The organism is Patiriisocius sp. 208BN25-11 (assembly GCF_058147145.1).
In genome coordinates, this window is sequence record NZ_JBYVJY010000003.1 from 374,780 (window position 1) to 398,180 (window position 23,401).

At 36.5% G+C, this 23,401-nt stretch carries 13 protein-coding genes; 6 read left to right on the forward strand and 7 right to left on the reverse strand.

Annotated features, from left to right (window positions below; translation table 11 throughout):
- Nucleotides 1–125 precede the first annotated feature (125 nt).
- Both ACY2RS_RS06535 and ACY2RS_RS06540 read left to right on the forward strand, forming a co-directional pair.
- Nucleotides 126–2,003, forward strand: coding sequence for a T9SS type A sorting domain-containing protein (locus ACY2RS_RS06535; RefSeq protein ID WP_490097821.1), 1,878 nt, complete (start codon nt 126–128; stop codon nt 2,001–2,003).
- Nucleotides 2,004–2,221: 218 nt separating this feature from the next.
- Entirely contained in the window at nt 2,222–5,155 is a 2,934-nt protein-coding gene (locus ACY2RS_RS06540; RefSeq protein ID WP_490097822.1) for a GEVED domain-containing protein, read from the forward strand.
- A 98-nt stretch (nt 5,156–5,253) separates the two neighbouring features.
- On the opposite strand, the gene ACY2RS_RS06545 is transcribed toward ACY2RS_RS06540, so the two are convergent.
- Nucleotides 5,254–8,670, reverse strand: coding sequence for a DUF8818 domain-containing protein (locus ACY2RS_RS06545; RefSeq protein WP_490097823.1), 3,417 nt, complete (start codon nt 8,668–8,670; stop codon nt 5,254–5,256).
- Nucleotides 8,671–8,807: 137 nt separating this feature from the next.
- Between ACY2RS_RS06545 and ACY2RS_RS06550 the strand changes: the two genes are divergently transcribed.
- The 3 genes from ACY2RS_RS06550 (at nt 8,808) to ACY2RS_RS06560 (ending at nt 11,720) form a co-directional block, all read left to right on the forward strand.
- On the forward strand, nt 8,808–9,572 hold the full coding sequence (locus ACY2RS_RS06550; RefSeq protein WP_490097824.1) for an exodeoxyribonuclease III: 765 nt from the start codon (nt 8,808–8,810) through the stop codon (nt 9,570–9,572).
- Nucleotides 9,573–9,626: 54 nt separating this feature from the next.
- Nucleotides 9,627–10,604, forward strand: coding sequence for an OmpA/MotB family protein (locus ACY2RS_RS06555; protein ID WP_490097825.1), 978 nt, complete (start codon nt 9,627–9,629; stop codon nt 10,602–10,604).
- A 75-nt stretch (nt 10,605–10,679) separates the two neighbouring features.
- The gene (locus ACY2RS_RS06560) at nt 10,680–11,720 is read left to right on the forward strand and encodes an NADP(H)-dependent aldo-keto reductase (protein ID WP_490097826.1); all 1,041 of its coding nucleotides are present in this window, start codon (nt 10,680–10,682) and stop codon (nt 11,718–11,720) included.
- A gap of 33 nt (nt 11,721–11,753) precedes the next feature.
- Here ACY2RS_RS06560 and ACY2RS_RS06565 read toward each other — a convergent pair whose 3' ends face one another.
- The 6 genes from ACY2RS_RS06565 to radA all read right to left on the reverse strand — a co-directional run bounded on the left by ACY2RS_RS06565 (nt 11,754) and on the right by radA (nt 17,573).
- Entirely contained in the window at nt 11,754–12,413 is a 660-nt protein-coding gene (locus ACY2RS_RS06565) for an MIP/aquaporin family protein (RefSeq protein ID WP_490097827.1), read from the reverse strand.
- 65 nt (nt 12,414–12,478) lie between these two features.
- A complete protein-coding gene (locus tag ACY2RS_RS06570; RefSeq protein WP_490097828.1) occupies nt 12,479–12,877 on the reverse strand; it encodes a GlcG/HbpS family heme-binding protein in 399 nt (132 codons plus the stop codon).
- A gap of 134 nt (nt 12,878–13,011) precedes the next feature.
- Nucleotides 13,012–13,851 carry a helix-turn-helix domain-containing protein gene (locus tag ACY2RS_RS06575; RefSeq protein WP_490097829.1) on the reverse strand — a complete coding sequence of 280 codons (840 nt, stop codon included), beginning with the start codon at nt 13,849–13,851 and terminating at the stop codon, nt 13,012–13,014.
- 161 nt (nt 13,852–14,012) lie between these two features.
- A complete protein-coding gene (locus tag ACY2RS_RS06580) occupies nt 14,013–14,429 on the reverse strand; it encodes a DUF3052 domain-containing protein (RefSeq protein WP_490097830.1) in 417 nt (138 codons plus the stop codon).
- Nucleotides 14,430–14,551: 122 nt separating this feature from the next.
- Nucleotides 14,552–16,033 carry a serine hydrolase gene (locus tag ACY2RS_RS06585; protein ID WP_490097831.1) on the reverse strand — a complete coding sequence of 494 codons (1,482 nt, stop codon included), beginning with the start codon at nt 16,031–16,033 and terminating at the stop codon, nt 14,552–14,554.
- 169 nt (nt 16,034–16,202) lie between these two features.
- On the reverse strand, nt 16,203–17,573 hold the full coding sequence (gene radA, locus ACY2RS_RS06590; protein ID WP_490097852.1) for a DNA repair protein RadA: 1,371 nt from the start codon (nt 17,571–17,573) through the stop codon (nt 16,203–16,205).
- A gap of 193 nt (nt 17,574–17,766) precedes the next feature.
- On the opposite strand from radA, the gene ACY2RS_RS06595 reads away from it, so the two are divergent.
- Nucleotides 17,767–23,325 (forward strand): T9SS type A sorting domain-containing protein, encoded by a 5,559-nt coding sequence (locus tag ACY2RS_RS06595; RefSeq protein WP_490097832.1) that lies wholly within the window; start codon nt 17,767–17,769, stop codon nt 23,323–23,325.
- The last annotated feature ends 76 nt before the right edge of the window (nt 23,326–23,401 follow it).

A 23,401-nucleotide genomic window follows, 5' to 3' on the forward strand; every position in this document is an offset into this window, starting at 1 on the left:
ATGTTTTGAGGGGCTTATGTTTATTAGTAGTAGAAATTAGTGAGAAAAATATTTTATTATTTTAGCAGATTATAGGTGTAAACCTGCTATTTTTACGTACTTAATACAAACTTAAATACCACCAGATGAAAAAAATTAAATACTTCGCATTGGTTTCTTTAGGGATATTTTCTATGTCACTACAAGCCCAAGACGCTAGTAATACTTTAGAAACTACAACTGTGCAAGGTGTAGAAGACTTTTATGTTACCCAGCCCATGAGAGATTACCCAGAGTTTAATCTACTTGACGCTCCAAAAAAAGAGCATCCAAGAGGGTATATGAGTCAAAAAAGAAAAGCAAAAGCAGAATTCTTAAAAACCATTGGGGAGAGCCCAACGCAAGTGGATCCAATTATTCAAACGGCTCCACAAACAAGAGTTGCGGGTCCACCAATCATTAATATTCCAGGCTTAACAAATGCTGTGGTTTCTCCAACAGATCCAACAGGTGCTGTAGGTCCAAATCATTATGTGCAAATGACAAACATTGGTTGGTCGGTATGGGATAAAAACGGAAATCAAGCTCCTGGCTTTCCAAAATCTTTGAGTAACCCTCTAGGGTCAGGTAATGGAGATCCTATTGTATTGTACGATAGAGAAGCTGATAGATGGATGATAAGCCAGTTTAGAAGTCCATTTGTTCCTTCTGCGAGTCGTTTTATTGTTGCTATTTCCCAAACACCAGATCCAACTGGTAGTTATAATGTTTTCACATTTAATCCAAATGGTACTATAGATTATCCTCACTTTGGTATTTATGGTAACAGTATTGTGATAACTGGTAATTTTTCTCCAAATGGTCGCATGTATGCGTTAAATAGAGAAAAATTGCTTAATGGAGATGCAAGTGCCGAAATGGTTACTTTACAGATGCCAAGTTACCGAAGTGGTCTTGTATTTAATGCACCACAACCTGCACACTCAGAGGGAGCAGGCATAGCTTCTGGTCCAGTACCTATTGTATGGATGCAAGATAATGCATTTGGCGGTGTAAGTACAGATCATATTAAAGTGTGGGATTTTGATGTAGATTGGAGCAACCCAAGTTCTGCATCGGTAAGTGCGCCATTAGAAATACCTTTATCTTCTTATGACTCATTTATAGCAGGAACGAATGGTGATCCTTTTGCAAATCTGCAACAACCCAACACAAACCAAAGAATTGATGCGCTTGTAAATGTTGTAAATTTTCAAACCCACCGATATGATTTTGGATCACATGAGTCTATGGTAGTAAACTGGGTTGTTGAGCCAGTAAATAACTCCAAAGTTTCTGGACTGCGCTGGATGGAGTTAAGAAGAACAGCTGGAAACCCATGGAGCTTATTTCAAGAAGGTACCTATACAGACCCAGTTGGAGATGAAAGTGTATTTATGGGAGCTATGGGAATGGATCAAGAAGGAAACATAGCCATGGCGTATATTAAAACTGGAAGTGAAAGCTACCCAAGTTTATATTTTACAGGGCGTAAAGATGGCGATCCTTTGGGTCAAATGACATTAGGTGAAACCCTAATTATTGAAGGTACAAATAGAGCTATCGGATCACGTTACGGAGATTATGGACAGCTAGTAATAGATCCTGTAGATGATTTAACATTCTGGTATACTTCAGAATACTCTGGGAGTTCAGGAGGTAGAAGAACGAGAATTGCTTCTTTTAAGGTTTCAGATATTGAGTTAGGAGTAAATGATTTAAATGAAGATACTTCAGAATTGTCTGTACTATCTCAAGACAATAAACTATTTGATATTTCATTACGCACAGAGGTTACTAGTGATATTTTACGCTTAGCAATTTTCGACATTACTGGTAAAAGAGTGGTATACCAGCAAGTAGAAAAAGGAGCGAACAACTTGTATAATGCTCGTGTTGATATGTCTAGATTTTCTGCAGGGACTTATATTGTAAATATGGGTAATTCTAAATCAAAATTAAATGCTAAGATATTAGTTAAATAAACATACAGGTTCCATGTATTAGTCCCTAGTAAGTTTTTCTTACTAGGGATTTTTTTGGATGTAAAGCAGTCCAAACCTTTATCTTAAGATTCCTTAAAACTCATATCTAAATGAGATTTCTCACTAAAAACTCACTATTTGCTACTAAATTTTCTCATTAGAGATGTATAGTGGTATCTTGCCTTTTCAAATTTAAACTGAACTTAAACTAAATTCTCATGAAAATTAAAATGACACTTTTCTTGTTTTTGTTTGCAACTTTGTTTGTAGTGCAAGCACAAGAAAACCAAGAGAGCGGTCTTACCTATGTTGGTGCATCTGCCGAAAAATTTACGATGCCTTCATTGGCCTCTAGATCAAATTTAGAAGCTCCCGTATTTCATACAACGCCTCCACAGGACGGAAGATCTGCTAAGGTGGAAGTAATTCCTGAAAAAGATCCGCAAAGAACAAATGATTATCTAGTAGAAAATCCTCATCCTCTTAAGGGCAAATACCCTACAAGAGATGCATTATTCGATTTTGTTGTAGGTAATAATGTTGGTTCACCTTCAGATCCTGCAATCGCTATCGGTCCAGATCATGCATTTGTTGTATACAATACGGGATTTATGATTTATGACAAAGATGGTAATATTGTACAAGGACCTACAAATCCTTCAGCTATCTTTAATTCTGCTGGATGTTGTGATTTAACAGCTTCATACGATAACTTAGCTGAAAGATGGGTGATTTCTTACCTTGGTAATGGAGTATTGGTTGCTGTTTCTAGTGGCTCGAACCCTGTAACTTCTTCATGGGATGTATATACGCTACCTCAAGTAAATGATTACAACAAACTTTCTGTTTGGAGAGATGGATATTATATTACAGATAACGGCGCTAGAGATGTATGGGCTCTAGATAGAGATGCTGTATTGGCTGGAGATCCTACGGCAAACATTCAAGGATTTACAATTCCTGGTGTGCAAGGACAAGGCTTTACAAGTGCACAAGTATTTAACATCACCAATGATGTTCACCCAACAACAGGTGGAGCACCATTGGTTTATATGAGAGACGACGGATTTGGCGGTGTAACGCAAGATGCCATTAATATCTGGACTGTAAATGTAGATTTTGATACTCCAGGAAACTCAAATGTTTCTGCTCCAGAAGTGTTTACTAATATAGAGCCATTTATTAACGTGTTTGATGGAGGTAGTTTTGCAAACCTAACACAGCCAGGAAACGGACCTGCAATAGATGCATTGCAATCTACTATTATGAACCAAGCACAATTTAGAAAGTTTCCAACCTATAACTCTGCAATATTTAATTTTGTTGTTGATGTTGAAGCTAGTAATAGTGTAGAAAGAGCTGGTGTTCGTTGGTACGAGTTTCGTCAAGATGTAGACGGAGGTCCTTGGTCTATAGCACAAGAAGGAACGTATACTGCGCCAGATGGAAGACACGCTTGGATGGCTAGTATGGCAATGGATAATCAAGGAAACATAGGTATGGGATACACTACTATGGCAGGTCCTGATACTCCAAACCCAACAGATTTTAGAGTTTCTGCAGCATATACAGGTCGTTTTGCAACAGATGATCCTGGAGTGATGACTGCAGAAGAAGTTATCTTTGGTGCAAGTACGGCGAACATAACTGGTACTGGTGGACGTTTTGGTGACTATGCTAAATTAGATGTAGATCCAAGTAACGACAACGAATTTTGGTTTATCACAGAATATAGATTTACAAATCATGTCGCTGTATTTAAAATTGCTCCAGATGCTGCTTTAGATGCTGCTGTGATTGACATTTCGCAACCAGAAGATGGTGCACTAGGAATGACAGAAAGTGTAACGGTAACGGTTCGTAATTTAGGGATAGATCCTATATCAAATGTGCCTGTAAGTTTTACAATCAATGGAGGAACCCCTGTACAAGAAGTAATTCCGGGGATCATAGCACCAGCAGAAAATCTAGAGTATACTTTCATTGCTACAGCTAATTTAGGTGTTGAAGGAACAACATACACCATTTGTGCTAGAACAAATCTACCTGGCGACGAACTTCCAGATAACGATGAATTTTGTAAAGACGTTACAAACCTTTTTGCTAATGATACTGGTGTCACAGCAATTACAGCACCAACTTCAGGTCAACTAGGAGGAGCAGAACAAGTAGCTATTACTGTAACAAACTTTGGAACTGCAAATCAAACATCAATTCCAGTATTTTATAACATCAATGGTGGTGCAGATGTAACCGCAACCTATATAGGAGATCTTGCTCAGGGTGAGTCAGATAGCTTCACTTTTACAAACACTGAAGATTTATCTGCGATTGGGGATTACACTATTGTAGCTGGAACAGCATTAGCTACTGATGCAGATACTTCAAACGATACAATCGAAGTTGTAGTTTCAAATACTGTGTGCCAACCTACATCTAATTGTGCTGAGTTTGGTGATGGTGTTACCTTAATTGAATTAGCTGACCAAGATTTTTCTACAAACTGTGGTACAGATCCAGCTGGATATAGTGACGATTCAGATATTGTTTTTAATTTCGTATTAAATGACAATCCTTTTGATGGTGTTGTTCAGTTAGGTTGGCAAAATTCTAACTATGCTATTTGGATCGATTTTAATGACAACAATGAGTTTGAAACTTCTGAGTTAATAGCTGAAGGAGTAGGTGGAGCAGCAAATACAGATGTGAATTTTGTAGTTGATTTTGGATCAATTTCTGGAGTAACAACAGGTATGCACAGAATGAGAGTAAGAGGTGGAGATGAAAATAATGGAACTGGAGATGTTTCCGACCCTTGCGAAGATTTAGAATTTGGGCGTACCAACGACTATACTGCAAACATTACTGGTGAGTTAGGTGTTGATGATGAAACGTTCTCTGCTGCTGAATTTGTAATTTCATCTACAGATAATAAGATGTTCGACTTACAGTTTAACACAACAACATACACAGAAGATTTAAATGTGAATGTATACAATACATTAGGTCAAAATCTTGCATTCTACACATTAGAACACAACGGAGCTGGATATAACAAGACCATCAACATGTCTTATGTAGCTACAGGTGTTTACTTTGTAAGAATTGGAGATAATACCCTAAACAAAGTACAACGTATTATCGTTGAATAATACTAAGATTTATTACTTAAACTTGAAGAAGAGGTTTCCAGAAATGGGGCCTCTTTTTTTTTGCGGAAATATGAGATGACAAATAATTGTTTCGTACATTAAAAGAAAGCTCTTAGCTGAATACTTCCAGTATGTACCGTATTGCTTGTCTCACTTTTTCGGCCATTATATGTTAGGTTTGCATCTAAATATTTTGTGATACGCTTCTGAAACAATAAACGCCATGTGTAATTATTTCCAGGCTGCAATCCTTCTAACATTTGATAGGCCACGGGAGAAAAAGCATTTCCCTCAAAAGCATTTTCTATAAATGTAAACTCACCATTTACCGAGATTTTCTCAGCATTTGCATAGGCAAAAGAAACCCCTAATTTTTGCTGGTCTAACATTTCTAGCCCATTTATAGTATTGTCCTTGTTTATAAGATTGTAAAATACATCAAAACGGGTTTGGCTATTTAATAAATAGGAAACTTTAGGGTTAATCTCATAGGTCTCTAGGTTAAAATTTCTTCCTTCAAAGTTTTCTGAGATGCTTTCATTGCTCCCCGTTATTCCTTTTGCCGAAACCAACCATGTTTGCCATAACTTATGAGTAAAGGTTAATTGATGACTTTCTAGTTTGCTAGACTGTAAACCTAATGATTGTAAGTTGTCTGTTTCGGTTGATAAATAGGTGTAATTTGTCGTGTAGTGCTGCTTTCCTCTATTAAAAAATAGTGCATTTCTAAAGTTTAAGATCAGTCCTAATTGATTTTCACCCCCGTCTTCAAATGGGTTGATGTTAAAATCTTCATTGGCTCTTCGTACTTTTCGATCTATCACATAAGAAGTAGTATTATAAAACTTTGAGAGGATTTTTAAAAATCCAGTTTTACCAGACCATTGTTGGGGATTGAGAGTGAGTGATTGCCCAAATTTGTTTTCTCTTATTTTCACAAAGCGTTGGTTGGGTAACAAGATGCGTATAAAATTTGCTTCATCTTGAAACTGAGCAATTTCAAATTCTTCTAATTCTTGAATCCCATTTTCATTGTAATCATTCCAGGTGTAAATCCCTTCTCCTTGGTCTACTTCAACATAGGTAAAGTCCTGTTGAGGTATGACACCATTATTGGAAGATAGTGTAGTATTGAGTCTAATAAAACCTTTAAACAATGTTTGATTGTAAAGTAATCGCGCATTAAGTGATTTCTCTGTGGCTTCTTCATCTACAGTTTCTAAAACTCTATAATTTGCAAAGAGTGACAACTGAGCATTTTGAGAATTTAGAAGCTTAGAATCTGCATAAAACGTATTGCTTTTATTGACACGTTGTACCGAGCTATTTCGAAGACTATCGTTGGTGCGATATTGATATCCAGCCTGTACAAATACCTTTGTACTGTCACCAAGGCCAGCAAAAACCTCATAAGCACTATATTTTATACTTAAAGGGGTAAGTGTGTCTTGAGCAATATCACGAACTGTATTGTCTTCAAAACCTGTTTTTGCACCTGCCCATGCTCCTTTAAAAGCATAGATTGCTGTAGCATTTCCTCTTAAGAATTGGGTGTCTAGGGTTTCACTTTCACTGTTGAGAAAACTACCTTGTGCAGTTACCACCAACTTATCTACTTTCGTATTCGCAACAATTTCATGTCGAATTCCATCATAATTTTCAGAGAAATTGAGTTGCTGAAAACTATATTGAGCAGCTCCAAAACGATTCGAATTAAAAGTAGCACCCGCAGTAATATATCTTCTATCACCCAAGGGGTTTACTAAATTCCAGTCGCGATTAAATTCGACATTGTAAAGGCGTTCAATGCTTCTAAAATTTCGGTTTATAAAATCAAAAGAACCTACCGCTGCAATGACAAGGCTATCGGGTCTTGTAAGAATGTTTTGTTGTATGTCCAGATGCGCTGCATAGCCCTCATCATCTTCATTATCAATATCAGAAAATAAGTTTAAGTCATTTTGACTACCAGCAAGTTCAAAAGCGATATTTGTTTTATCACTCGGGCGGTAGCTGCCTTTTACACCACCAATTTGTAATTTTGTAGGCGCAACAAGCCTTACAAAGGGAGCGAAATCTCCTTGGGGAACCCCATTAATGGGAGCAACATATTCAAAAATGCGATTGATAGCTGAGGTTTGAGATAACACATAATCTCCTTGATTAGCACCCACCAAAGTAAAGCGAACATTAAAGAGTTCGTCTTCTGGATTGTTGGAAAATACAAAAATTTCATCTCCATTAATCGCAATTTCTTTCTTATATAAAAATTTACCCTCTTCAAAAGTATCGGGCACTGCCGATGGAGCTGTCATGGCATCCATATCATCTCCTGCTGCTTGAAGAATAGCGACTTGTTCTTCAGAAAGAGATTGCTGTAAGGGTTGATTCTTAGCATCATTTTCGCTATACACATATGCGCTAATATCAAACGTATCTGATGTGTAACCACCACCACCGTAGCCAATAAAACGGGTATAGTTACGCTCTGTAAATTGATATTCTATCCTGATACGCATGTTGGCCGTGATAGGATACGTAGGGTTAAATTTAACTTCACCAGCATTATAGTCGATTATATAATCTTCGTTTTCACCTCGTTCTAATAAAATACCGTTCACATACACTTTTTCACTTCCAGAGACGATAAGCACAAACAATTCACCATTGGGGCCTACTAATTTATACGGACCTTGGTTTCCTTCTTCCCCAACAAAATTACTGCTGCTAAAAACACCACGTACCAATGCGCCCGCAGCAAATGCATTTGTTTTGGCTCCGCTTTCATGAGTTAGGGTTCCACCTAAAGAAATCCCTTGCACTTTTTTGGTAAAGCGTCCAAAATAACTGTCTTGATTTTGCAAGTCTACATCTCCAGCACGGATGTTCCAATCATCACTGTACAGCTCTATAAAAATTTGATCAAATTCGTCTAGGTTTTGAGAATACCCTCCTTGTTGGTTGGGGATATTGGCATCTTGTATCGAAGCACGAATGGAAATTTTATCACTTAGCTTTCCCGTGATTTGTAAATCGAGTTGCGAGTCTACCACAGCGTTTTGATTGTTCCCAATAGTAATCCCTCTAGAGATACTTCCTGCGGTATTTAATCCATCAAAAGGTGTAAAGGTGTTGTCTCTGGTGCTTTGGTCCAACGCGTATAATTTGTCTATGGCACCGGTGCGTTCTACAATGATGTTTTCATCAAACTGAAAATATTCTTTGGTTAAAAATTCGGGAAAGACCAAATAATCAATCGTTAAGGAATCGGTTTTGGCAACTAAAATTTCCGAAGGAAACAAGAGCCCTTTAGCATAATCTACTTCATACAATAGCGAATCTATCACAAACCCTTGGTTGTCTTTAATCACAAACGTACTTGGATTTAGCGCCACACTATCCACCACAATACTATCGGAAACAGCTATTTTTTTACTTTTATAGTTTGAAGCACCCTCTTGTGCATAGCCTACAAAGGCCATGAAAAAGAGCAAGAAAAAGAGCAATTGCTTCATAAGTGAAGGACCATCTCGAAGGTCAAACTTAGATACGATATCTTATAAACGTAGGTTTTTTTAATTTGTTGATTGTTTTGTGAAAACCTTTCAAAAATAGCGCTTCGTAAAAATACAATCTTATTTACTTTAGTAGCATGAAAATACTAAGTTACAATGTAAACGGAATTCGCGCAGCCATGCGTAAAGATATGTTAGGTTGGTTGCAAACTACAGATGCAGATGTGGTATGTATTCAAGAAACAAAAGCAGTAAAAGAACAAGTGGAGGTTGAAGCGATTGAAGCGGCAGGATATCCTTACCATTATTGGTTTAGCGCACAGAAAAAAGGGTATAGTGGTGTAGCAATTTTTTGCAAACAAGAACCCAAACACATTGAATACGGTACAGGTATTGAGTCTATGGATTTTGAAGGTCGAAATATTAGAGTCGATTTTGATGCAGTAAGTGTGATGAGTTTATACCTGCCAAGCGGAACTAATATTGCTAGGTTGGAACATAAACTAGAATACATGGCATTGTTTCAAGACTATATCAATACGCTAAAAAAAGACTATCCAAATTTGGTGATTTGTGGCGATTATAATATTTGTCATGAAGCAATAGACATCCATAATCCGGAGGCAAATAAAAACACAAGTGGTTTTTTACCTGTAGAACGTAAGTGGATTGCAGATTTTATGGAAAGTGGCTTTATCGATAGTTTTAGACACCTCAATAAAGAACCGCACAACTACACTTGGTGGAGTTATCGCGCCAATGCCAGAGCCAATAACAAAGGCTGGCGTATCGATTACAATATGGTATCCACACCCTTACAAGAAAACATTAAACGTGCCGTTATATTACCGGCAGCGGTGCATAGTGATCATTGTCCGCACCTAGTAGAATTGGCTTTTTAAAGGCTACTATTCACCTCGGAAATTTTAAATAACAACCCACATTAAAACAACCCCATGAATACAAAAACCCTACTTTTAGTTTTAGCATTGACAAGCTTATTGAGCAGCTGCGTTTCCAAAGCTATTTTTGAAGATGAGCAAGCCAAAAATGAAGCCTTAGCTTCAGAAAATGCCGAATTATTATCTCAATTAGATGGTCTTGGTACTGCAAACGGTGTTGTAGGCCTAGAAAGACTAAACAATCAAATAGAGCAACTTACTGGAGAAAAAACCCGAGCAGAAATGAACCTAGCTGCCACCCAAAGTGCCTATGATAGATTGAAAGAAAGTTATGATGCTTTGGTTGCCAATAGTGATGAAAACCTTCAAGAAATTCTAGAACGTAACCGCGCTTTATTAGCAGAATTAGAAGCAAAAGAACGCGAGTTAAATGCCAAAGAACAAGCGCTACTAGATAAAGAGAAAAACATTCAGCGAGCACAACGAGATTTAGATGCTAGTGCACAACGAGTGGCAGAATTAGAGGCTATTATTGCTGCTAAAGATGCTAAAATGCGCGCCTTAAAAGATGCCATTTCAAAGGCGCTTACCAACTTTGAAGGCAATGGCCTCACCATAGAGCAAAGAGATGGTAAAGTATATGTCTCTATGGAAAATAAATTATTGTTTGAAAGTGGAAGTTGGGCCGTAAATAGTAGAGGTAGAGAAGCAGTTGAAGCTTTAGGAACCGTATTGGCAGACAATAAAGAAATTGCAGTACTTATTGAAGGTCATACAGACAATGTACCCTTTGGAGGTAATGGAAATATTAAAAACAACTGGGATCTATCTACCAAAAGAGCCACCGCAATTGTAAACATCTTAACCGAAAATAATAGCATCCCTAAAGAAAACCTCACTGCAGCGGGTAGAGGAGAGTATGCTCCTATTGCTAGCAATGCTTCCAAAGAAGGACGCGCAAAAAACAGACGTATTGAAGTGGTATTAACACCAAAACTAGATGAAATTAATAAGTTGTTAAATGAGATGTAAATCTCAACTAAAATTTAACAATCAAAAGTAGTAGGTGAATTCTAGTCAAAACCTAATTATCGATATCTTTGCCCTATGAAATACACCCTCCTCCCAAATACCAATATTGAAGTAAGTAAAATCTGTTTAGGGACCATGACGTTTGGTCGCCAAAACACAGAAGCTGAAGCCCATGAACAAATGGACTTTGCACTAGAAAAGGGAGTCAACTTTTTTGATACTGCAGAGATGTATGCAGTGCCATTTACCCCAGAAACACAAGGGCTTACAGAACAATATATTGGGAGTTGGTTTGCTAAGAATGGCACAAGAGATAAAGTGGTGTTGGCTTCCAAAATTACAGGAAGTGGGCGCGGTATTTTTAACTGCATGCGCGAAAACCTAGACTTTAGTAAAGCCTCTTTAGACGATGCATTACACAAAAGTTTAAACCGTTTACAGACAGATTATTTAGACTTGTATCAATTACATTGGCCAGAGAGAACCGTAAATATTTTTGGCGTTAGAGAGTATAATTATGACGCTAATAAACGTTGGGAAGATAATATAGGCGAAATATTAAATCGTTTAGAGACCTATGTAAAAGAAGGTAAAGTACGTCATATAGGTTTGAGTAATGAAACCCCTTTTGGCGCCATGAGGTACATGGAAGAAGCCCGAAAAGGAAAACAAAAAATGGTGTCTATCCAGAACGCCTATAGTTTGTTGCAACGTAGAGATGAAATTGCCTTAACAGAAGTATTACAACAAGAAAATATTGGCTACTTACCGTATTCACCACTGGCATTTGGAATGCTCACAGGGAAATACCTCGATGGTAAAAAACCAGAAGGAGCAAGAGTTACCTTATTTCCAAATTATTCGCGCTACCATAGCGAAGGTTCTTTTAAAGCTACACAGGCATATCATGATATCGCCCAAAAACATGGCCTTACACTTACGCAATTAGCACTTGCCTTTGTTAACGAAAGACCTTTTGTAACTAGTAATATTATTGGAGCTACTTCTATAGCGCAACTTTCAGAAAATATAGATAGTATTGCTATTTCTCTTTCTGCTGAAATTTTAAGGGAAATAGAAGCTGTTCATACTGCAATACCTAATCCGGCACCCTAGAAAAAATTTACTTTGGGCTACTTTTTTTGGCTTTTATTTGTTTTTTAAAGGAGCAGTTTGTTTCGTAAAATATTTCCAAACTAACATTGCAACGATAGCACCAACTGTTGGTGCAGTTAAGTAGATCCAAAGTGCTTTACTATTTCCAGACACAAGACCAGGTGCTATACTTCTAGCAGGATTAAATGAGCCTCCTGAGATGGGACCAGCAAATAAGATAATTCCCGTTACAGCAACACCAATTACAACCCCAGCTATATTTGAAAACTCTTTTTTAGAGGTTACTGCTAAAATGGTAAGCATTAAAAAAAATGTAAGAATACATTCTAATATAAATGATTCTAGTATGGTGCCAGAAGGAATGGTTTCACCAAAAGTTACTGTTTTAGAGAATGTAAATTTCAGTACTAGACTTGCCAATATTGCTCCAATACTTTGAGCAATAATATAAAATATAGCATCTCTTTTTGTTGTCAACTCGCCAATGACTAGCGCTATTGTAACTGACGGATTAATATGTGCTCCAGAAATATTCCCAAAAATATAAATCATAGCACTCACCAAGATTCCAAAAGTTAAAGCAATTCCTAATAAACCTAAACTTCCATTAGATTGTTCGTTTACTATAATTGCTCCTGTGCCACAAAACACTAAAGCAAACGTTCCAATACATTCGGCAATATATTTTTTCATAGTTTTTTTAAAAAGAAAAGAGGATAATTACAACTAATTATCCTCTTTTAATGATACGTATAGTATTAGATTGCTGTTGCACCAGCTTCTGCTACAGTATGGTCGTTTTCAACAGAGCTACCGCTTACTCCAATAGCTCCAATGATTTCGCCAGATGCGTTTTTAATTGGGACACCACCTGGAAAAGTGATCAATCCATTATTGGAGTGTTCTATATTAAATAAGGGTTGTCCAGGTTGAGATAAGCCACCAATTGTACCCGTATTCATGTCAAAAAAACGTGCTGTTTTTGCTTTTTTAATTGAAATGTCAAGAGAACCTAACCAAGCACCATCCATTCTTCCAAATGCTACTAGATTTGCTCCTGCATCAACAACAGCAATGTTCATTTTTGTGTCAATTGCAATAGATTTTTCTTTTGCAGCAACAATTGCTTTTTCTGCCTGTTCTAAAGTAATGTTCATAATTATATGTTTTAGTGAAGTTATTATTTTGAAGCAAATTTACTTGTAGAGGTAAAGAATCTTGTTACTAAAACAGTTCAATGACTTATGAAAAAAGGTCAACTATTTTTTAAGCTAAAAGTGAAATAAGAAAATTAAGGAGTTATTTCACTGGGATTATATCCAAATTTATTTTTAAAGGCGACACTAAAATTTGAAAGGTTATTGTATCCAAAATCTAAATAAATATCTGAGGGTTTTAATTGGTCTTTTTCTAAGGTTTCTTTTGCTTTTAAAAGACGCTTATCGTTAAACCATTTTCCAGGAGAGATACTATATTCTTTTATAAAGTGACGTTTAAAAGTTGATAAACTCATATTGCATAAAAATGCAATTTCTTCCAGTTTTAAATTAGAATGTATTTGGTTTTCTATAATTTTATTAAAAGATGAAGCTTCTCTATTAATTAAAGAATGCAGGTATTGTTCAAATGTTTTTCCATATTTCTGTAAAAGATAAAGCATCAATTCTTCAAATTTCAAAGAAAGTAAATTATTTAAAAACGCTAAGGGAACTTCACTGATTGAACTAAGAGAATTTAAATATGAATTTATATAGGAGTCATTTTTAATAATAAAATAGGGTATTTTACCTGTAATGTTTTGATTGTTTTCTGTGTGCTTTTTTAAAAACGCAACAAGTTTTTCTTCAGAAAAGAAGAATAACTTACAATAATAAACTGCTTCTGAATCTAGTAACTCTGTCCATAACCAATTTCCTTTTTTAAGCACTAACGATTGGTCTTTATTAACTGCAACTGAGTTTCCAGCAAAATGTACCTGCTTCTTTCCAACTTGTAAGAAGCTAAACATGTTCATTCCTAAATTAACTTTACTTTTAACAACATCACTTGACATTTTAAAATCGTAGACAAATAAATCTGGATGCTCTTTTTTGTCACTAAAGTAAATTTCCGGGATGTTTTCTATGGGCATCTGTATTTTTTTATTTTGAAGAGAACGATTTTGTTAATAGATTGGACACTTGAGTTTGAGTGCTAAAGTACTTTAAATTCTCCAAAAGAAGTCTACTTTTTTTTCGTAGGGCTATAATTTTAACTTGTAGATTTTAGTTGTTTTTACCCCTTGTGTTTTATTCATCTATCTTTTAGCCTATACATAAATTTGTGCCCGCTCCAGGTACTATCAATAGCCGCAACTTTGGTGTCTACAAGGCCATTTTTTAGTCCAAAGTTTATTATTGTAAATTTATCTAAATCTGTTGCAATATTCGAGCTCTTTTTTGGCCAACTAATCCATAAAATTCCGCTTTTTTTGAGATTTGATTTGGCTATTGGAAAAGACTCAATTAACTCATCTTCATTCTTGCAAAATATATGAATGAAATCGATCTCAAGTATAACACGGGTTTCTGGTATTATTTTCACACCCTGGGGAAAGTCAAAAAAGAAATCTAAGTAGTTTTTAGGGAAATTAAAAACCTGTATAGTATCCTTTTCTTTTATTCCTAATTTTTTTGCGAGTGGTGTGCTAGAGTATCCTGCTGTTTTCATCTTTTTTCAGGGATTTATTGCTTTGTATTTTAAGTAAGTATATTAATTCACTCTTTATTTTCTGTAAGCTCTTTTTTGATCGTTCAAAATTTTCAATAATTTGTTTTCAATTTCACTAATTATTAGTTTTGTTTATTAAATACAACAGGCCTTTCATCTAGATTTATCGACAAGCTTGTTATAGAATTATGGGTGTCTTTAGAAAAATCAAACACCATATAATTGCCCATAAACAATGGAATTTCCTCAGTAAAATAATCAATAAACATACTTCCTTCTTGGTGTTGAAGGCGCATTTTTGTTAAAGGAAAATCTGCATATAGTGTATTGTTTTGTAATGAAATTTTAATTGTTCCATAAGAAGGATTAAAATAGGCTCCTTCTACTTCACTTAAAGAGAAAGGTGGTGGATTTTCATTAGTAAGCAGGGTGTTTGTATTTGCTGAGGTTATGATTGGTTTTCTCTCAAATCTTATTTGATGTCCAGTTTCATCAATCTTAATTTCTAATAATCTTTCTAAAATTACATTCGTAATTTTATTGCTAATATTTGAAACAGTTTGATTTGTTAGTATAACGATCCCTATTTTTTTTGAAGGAATCATCACTACATTTGATGTATATCCAGAAATTGCTCCCGAGTGCTCTATCGTTTGATATCCTTGGAGATTTTGCATTATCCAGCCATATCCATAGGTAAGGCTATTTGATATTTTTTGTTTTGATTGTGTCGCTTCGAAAATATAATGTGTTGGAATCATTTGTTTTCCATTGTATACACCTTCATCAATCCATAGCTGAACCCATTTTGCCATATCTTTAGAGGTACTGTAGATTCCACCAGCGGCAAGTTTTCCTTGTATTAATTCTGGCAATACCCTTTCAGGCATATCATTAGAATTGACAGCATACCCAAAAGAAAAATTTGAATTCAAATTTGCCTCACTATATTTCGAGTAGCTATTTTTCATATTCAACGGATTAAAAATCATTTGAGAAATATTCTCATTCCAGCTACTACCTGTCACTTTTTCACTTATAATACCGGAAATTCCATAAAGGCTATTATTGTAATTAAACTTTTCACCCAAAGGGTTTATTTGTTCAAAATATTTCAATTTTTCAATAAGTTCATTGCTTTCTGGTAAGAAAAGAACTGTTGAGGTATCAAAACCTCTTCCAGAAATACCCACGCTATGTGATAACAAATGATGAATTTTAATTTCTTCATTCATACTATTACTATAAAATCTTAATTCTGGAATATACTGACTTGGTTTGTCTGTTAATTTTAGGTTGCCTTCTCCTTCAAGTATTCCTAATAAGCTCGCTGTAAATGCCTTTGTGCAGGACCCAATGCCAAAAACAGTATGTTCATTTACGGGAAGTTTTTTCTCTAGATCGCGATACCCATAACCTTTGTTGTATATGGTTTTTCCATCTTTAAGAATAGTGATGGCAAGACCTGCTGCGTGGTATTCTTTTATAAGTGTTTCAATTTCTTCATCTAGCCCAAATAGATTTGTTTCTGCGTTTTGTTTTTCTTGTGAAAACACAAACATTGAAAATAGTAATACAACTTTTAGTAAATTATTTTTGCACATAATTATTGATTTTAGCGCAAGTTCAATAGATACTTTCAATTAAAGGTTTTCGATTATAATTTAGGTGTTCGGAATTATAAATCAGAATCATTTTTCATATGTTTAAAGGCTAAAATTGAATTTAAAACTTGGGCTATAAACCTTCTAAAGAAAACTCATTTTTTTCTAATTACCCAAACAAATGCTTCACCACATCATGCACCTTCCCTAATTTAATAATCTGTATGCCATAGGTTTCTTTGGGTAGTTTGCAGTATTTTGAAATGATAATACTTTCAAACCCTAATTTTTCGGCTTCCAAAATGCGTTGGTCTACTCGGGTTACAGGACGTACTTCTCCTGCCAATCCAATTTCGGCAGCAAAACACATGCGTTTGTCAATAGTGATATCTACATTGCTAGACAGCACTGCGGCAACTACTGCTAAATCTATGGCAGGATCGTCTACAGAGATTCCTCCCGTAATGTTTAAAAACACATCTTTAGCACCTAACTTAAAACCAGCCCGTTTTTCGAGCACTGCCAAAATCATGTTAAGCCTTTTGGCATTATACCCAGTTGCGCTTCTTTGTGGAGTTCCGTAGACAGCTGTTGAGACCAAGGCTTGTATTTCAATCATAAGAGGGCGCATGCCTTCAAGTGTAGAGGCTATTGCAGTACCACTTAATTCTTCCTCATTTTTAGACAATAATATTTCCGAAGGATTTGAAACTTCTCGTAAACCACTGCCTTGCATTTCGTAAATACCTAGTTCGCTAGTACTTCCAAAACGATTTTTATTGGCGCGTAAAATTCTATAAATATGGTTTCTGTCTCCTTCAAACTGAAGCACAGTATCTACCATATGCTCCAAAATTTTGGGTCCAGCAATGTTTCCATCTTTGGTGATATGCCCAATTAAAATAACCGGAGTAGCGGTTTCTTTGGCAAACTTTATAAGCTCTGTTGTTGTTTCTCTTATTTGCGAAATACTTCCAGCACTGCTTTCTATATAATCTGTGTGCAGGGTTTGTATAGAATCTATCACCACAATATCGGGTTGCATTTCTGAAATATTCTTGAAAATATGCTGTGTTTTGGTTTCCGTTAAAATGTAGCAGTGTTCACTATTAGGATGGATACGCTCGGCACGCATTTTTATTTGTTGAGCACTCTCTTCTCCCGAAACATATAGTGTTTTATAAGGAAGTTGTAAGGCAATTTGCAACATCAAGGTACTTTTACCAATTCCTGGTTCTCCTCCTAAAAGTGTCAAACTTCCGGGAATCAAACCACCTCCGAGTACACGATTCAATTCTTGATTTTTGGTATCTATTCTTGCTTCGGCATGGGTAGATATGTCGGCAACTTTTAAAGGCTTTGCAGCTCTTTTTGCAGTTGCTGTGTTTTTTTCTGAAATATCCCAGGTTACCTTTTCTGCTTTTTGAATCACCTCTTCGGCAATGGTATTCCATTCTTTACAGGAGGTACATTGTCCTTGCCACTTAGCAAATTGAGCGCCGCAGTTTTGACAGAAAAAGGTGGTTTTTGTTTTGGCCATAGGGGAGTAAAAATAGCGATAATCTCGAGATCTCATATTTCAGAATAAGAAAGAAGTTAACAAAATGGGGTGCTTTATCCTTAAAATATGTGCATTGGCTAAAAAAAACGCTCATTGACTAAAAAAATACACGTATTCGCCATGTATCATTTAATTTAGTAACATAAACTCTCCTCCCAAAAACCTTACAATTATGAGAAAAGTAGTACTCCTTTTGTTGTTTTTAGCAACATCCATCTCCATGGCACAGCCCGCAAATGATACCTGTGCAACTAGCGAAAACATTACAATAAGCACCGTAATGGCCAACACCTACACTGCAAATACTGTAGATGCTACAGAAACAGTGGAGGGAAGTTGCGAAAGCCCTGGTTTTACTGATCCAGATGTCTGGTTCGATTTTACGATGCCAGTAAATGGGAACATTAGTGTTACAGGAATTACTAACAACGATTACATAAATATTTATACTAGTTGTGGTGGTGCCGAAATTGCTTGTTTCTTTGATGATGGTATCGTCTATGGATTAGCTGCAGGTCAAGATTATATTCTAAAATTTGCTCGATTTAATAATGGTAGCGGCAGCTTTGATTTTACAGTTCAGGCTTTTGAAGAACCTACTAATAATGAATGCGCCAACAGTGATACACTTATTGTAAGCGAAATGATGCCCACAGATTATACGGTTAGTACCTCTGGCGCCAGCGAAACAATAGAAGCAAGTTGTGAAAGCCCGGGTTTTACAGATCCCGATATTTGGTACAACTTTACCATGCCAGTTGATGGCTCCATATTGGTTTCAAATAACGCATCTAATAATTATATTACCATTTACGATAGTTGTGGTGGGACCGAAATTGCATGTTTTTTTGGAAATAGTTCTGTCTATAATTTAACAGGTGGCACAGATTATATTCTACGATTTGCTAGATATAATAATGGTAGCGGAACCTATAGTTTTACCATGCAAGCTTTTGAGCCACCTGCAAATGATACCTGCGCTACTAGTCAAACGATTGCGGTTAGTACTACTACAGCAAATACGTATACAGCAAATACGCAAGGAGCTTCAGATACTCAGGAAGGAAGTTGTGAAAGCGTTGGTTTTACAGATCCAGATGTTTGGTACAATTTTATCATGCCTGTATCGGGTAATGTTGTGATTTCTAATATCTCAAGTAATGATTACATTAATGTATATGATAGTTGTGGTGGGACCGAAATAGCATGTTTCTTTAATGATGATATTGTAAATGGGTTAATCGCTGGTCAAGAGTACACCTTAAAATATGCAAGATTCAACAATGGTAATGGAATGTATGATTTTACCATACAAGCATTCCCGATTAGTGGAAGTGATGATTGTGCCACCCCCGAACCTTTAGTTTTTACTACAAATGCTAATGGCAATGATGAGGCCACAGTAACGTCCTTGTTTGCTACATCAACTCCAAGTGCTATTACAGATTCTTGTAGTTCTAATGGAAGCTTTAATGATGTTTTTTATGAATTTACCATGCCATTTGATGGTAATGTAAGGTTGTCTGGAGGTCTTTTTGTTTTTGATTATGTAACACTCTACACAGCTTGTGATACTGCTACTGAAGTAGAATGTGAAAGAGGAAATGGTTTGCTGTTAGCATTAACAGGAGGCACTACCTACAAAATGAGACATGCCAATACAAACTCGACAAATCCAGTAACATTCTCTATTGAGCTTTTACAAGGAGCCTCAAACAATGATTGCGATATGGCAGACCCCATGGTGTTTGCTGTAAATGGAGCTGGAAATTTTGAGGTAACAAAGACAAGTAATATACCAAATGCCTCTGATAGTGGCATTGATGGGACTTGTGATGCTAACTCAGTAAACCTAGATGTATTTTATGAGTTTACGATGCCAGTAAATGGTAACATACGTGTCACAGGATTGTTTGTTTTTGATAAATTGACACTGTACAGTGCTTGCGATACCGCTACCGAGATAAGTTGTAGAACCAATAGCGGATTGTTGTATAATTTAACGAGTGGAACAACATATCTACTAAGACACTCTATGGCAGAAGGTCAAGCAACTGCAAGTACACTAGTTATGGAAGTGTATGAGGAAATTACAAATGATACCTGTAGTACCGCAGAGAACATTACATTTACACAAACAGGAATGGATGATCCTACAGCAACCATTACTTCTACCCTAAGAAATGCGAGTCCAAGTTCAATAACAGGTACCTGTGACGAAAACACTATTAACCCAGACGAATGGTTTGAATTTACCATGCCTGTACAAGGAAATATAAGTGTTTCAGGATTGTTTGTTTTTGATAGATTAACATTGTATGACGCTTGTGATACGGTTAATGAGATTGGTTGTTTTGTAGATGATGGTATTTTTGAAGGTCTTACTATAGGAGAGACCTACTTTTTAAGACATTCTATAGCTGAAAGTCAGGCAACAAGTAGTACAACAATGACACTAACAGCGTTGCAGTCTATTGCAAATGATGAATGTGTAGACAGAGAAACATTAGTGGTAACAACTACTGAAGAGCTAACAGTAATTACAGATTTAAGAGCAGCAACTGCTTCATCAGATCCGACATTACTCAACCCGTGTGATGCAGATGCCAGTCATGTATATCTAGATGTGTGGTATGAGTTTACCATGCCCGTAGATGGTAACCTTTCTATTTTAAATACTGATGGAGGTACTGAAGCTATTACGTTATACAGTATGTGTGGTGATACTGTAGACATTGGTTGTGAATTTGGTAGTGGCATTATTTACGACCTCTTGGGGGGCACCAATTATATTTTACGTTATTCAGATAGAGACGTGAGCGTAAATAACAATTCCGATTTTAGATTACAAGCATTTGCAACCATCCCTAATGATGAATGCGCAGATAGAGAAATATTAGTAGTTCCCACAGATACTGAGTTAACAGTAGTTTCAGAATTTAGAGGAGCCACTCCTTCTACAGATCCAACATTATTAAACCCCTGTGGTGTAAGTGAAACGAGAACCTACGTAGACGCTTGGTATGAATTTGAAATGCCAGTAAATGGTAATATTGTAATATTAAATACAGATGGAGCTAGTGAGGCACATACATTATATGATATGTGTGGAAGCACCGTTGAACTTGCTTGCGGGTTTGGTGGTGAGATATTTTATGATTTAACCATGGGAGAAACCTATGTGCTACGTTATTCGGATAGGGATATAAGTGTAAATAGTAATTCTGATTTCAGAATTAGAGCCTTTGAAACCTTAGCGAATGATGAGTGTGTCGATAGAGAAACCATTGTTGTTACTACCACAGAGCAGCTTTTTGTAGAAACAGATTTAAGATCAGCAACCCCTTCTACAAGTCCTAGTATTCCTAACCCTTGTGGTGCTGCCGAATCTAGAACTTACGTAGATGCTTGGTATGAGTTTACCATGCCAGTAGCAGGTAATATACAGATTACCAATACAGATGGTGCTAGTGAAGCGATTACATTATATGATGCTTGCGGAGATATGATAGATGTGGGGTGCGAATTTGGTGGCGGAATTATTTATAACCTTAACCAAGATCAAGTGTATATTTTACGTTATTCGGATAGAGATATTAATCTTAATGACAATTCAGATTTTAGAATTCAGGCCTTTGAAACAGCTCCTAATGATGCCTGTGCAGATGCAACGGTATTAAATCTAAGTACCTTAAACCCTTTATTTGTTGAAACAGATATACGAGGCGCTTCAAACGATAGTGAAATTTCTTGCGAAAACAATACAACAAGAACCTACCTCGATGTATGGTATGATGTTACCATGCCTGTAGATGGAGAAATTCAAGTAAATAATGTGAGTGCTTCTATGTCCATAACATTTTTTGATGCTTGTGGAGGAACTGAAGTTTCGTGTTTCTTTAATGATGGATCTTTATTTAATGTAGCAGCAGGAACAAATCTTAAAATGAGAGCCTCGGTAAGAGATATCAATGCAGAGGTATATACCTTTGATGTAATTGCGGTACCAGCTCCCTTACCAGCTTGTTCTGGGACCACAGAATTTATTAGCGGAGCATGGAATAATGGGGCTCCAGATAATACGATGAATGCCATCATACGAAGCGACTACGATACCAGTGCTATAGATCCTGCCACGAGCATGCCCTACGGGAATATTGAAGCCTGTAGTGTTTCTATCGACGCGTCTACATCGCTCACTATTGGAGGTGGAGACTATCTTGAAGTTACCTACGGTATCGTAAATAATGGGACAATTAATGTGGAGCATCAAGGAACGGTATTGCAACAAGATGCAACATCTGTAGTGACTAATAACGGGACAATTAATGTAGACGTTACCACACCAAACCTAGAGGCTAGAGATTTTATGATTATGGGAAGCCCTATGACAGCAGAAACAAGAGAAGATGCTTTTGGAGCTTCGTTTAGAGTGTTGAAACATAATACAGCTAACTTTATTCCAGACCCTACAGTGGCGGCTGCATTCCCAATGGCAGAAAATTTTGCAGACGATAATGGAAATAACTGGGGAGTTCACACAGGAGCTATCACACAAGGAGAGGGGTATTTAGTATGGCCACAACCAGATTTACTTACTGGAGGAAGTTATACTATCACGCACTCTGAAGGAACACTCACCAATGGCGATGTTATGGTACCAATTTTGTTTAATACCGATAAAAATGGCAGTCCAAATATGGTAGCAAACCCATATGCTTCTGCAATCTTAGCAGACGATTTTATCAACACAAACGCAATGGTAGATGAGGTATATTTCTGGGAACACCTTACGCCGCCAAGTCCAACCTTACCAGGCTATAACAGCGCTAATTTTTCTATGGAAGACATTTCTATGTACAACCTAATGGGTGGGGTAAAAGCGCCAAGCGAGATAGGATCTAACGATACAGAACCAAATGGATTTATAGCAACCGGACAAGGATTTGGTATTAAAGCCAGCGCAGCAGGAACTGCTTTGTTCTCAAACGACATGAGACGTTTGTCTGGCAATAACACCCTTCGTACTCCAAATAGTAATATAAATAAACTTTGGTTAGAAGTAACCAACGAAACATATAGGTTAGAGTCTGCCGCACTTATTGGATTTAGTGACGCTACATCGGCACAACTAGATGCTGGGTATGATAGTAGAAGATTGGCGAGTTTTATGAGTCTGTTTTCTCATTTAGAGGATGGAAGCGAAGAACTCGCTATACAATCAAGGGAGAATTTCGATATTGGTATGAAAGTGCCAGTTGGGTTCTCCACCCAATTAGCAGTAAATAACGCTACTTATACCATTACTTTGAGCGCTTTTGAGGGAGAGCAGTTATCAAATGTTTCGGTGTATTTATTAGACCAAGAAACAGAAGTACTTACAAATCTTTCAGAGACTGAGTATACATTTTTAGCAAACCCCGGGACACACTCAAATAGATTTGTGGTGTTGTTTGAAGAAGAAACTGTTCTAGGGACAGATGAAGAAACGGCTAATGCCTTTGTTGTATTCCCGAATCCAGTTAATGAATTTCTAACGGTGGCATCTATCCAAAATACAATAATAGATCGTATCGATATTGTAGATCAGTTAGGTAGAGTGGTGTATACTAATACCTTCGGAAATGTTAGTACAACAAAAATTGATGTTAGTTCACTAGCTAGTGGAACCTATCATCTAAGAATGACAACAAAAAATACGGTAAGCGCTAAAAGGTTTATCAAAGAGTAGGTTTTAAGTTAAGTTTGTAAAGCCATAACATACTTTTTAAAGTAATGTTGTGGCTTTTTTTATGCCCTGTTTTTAA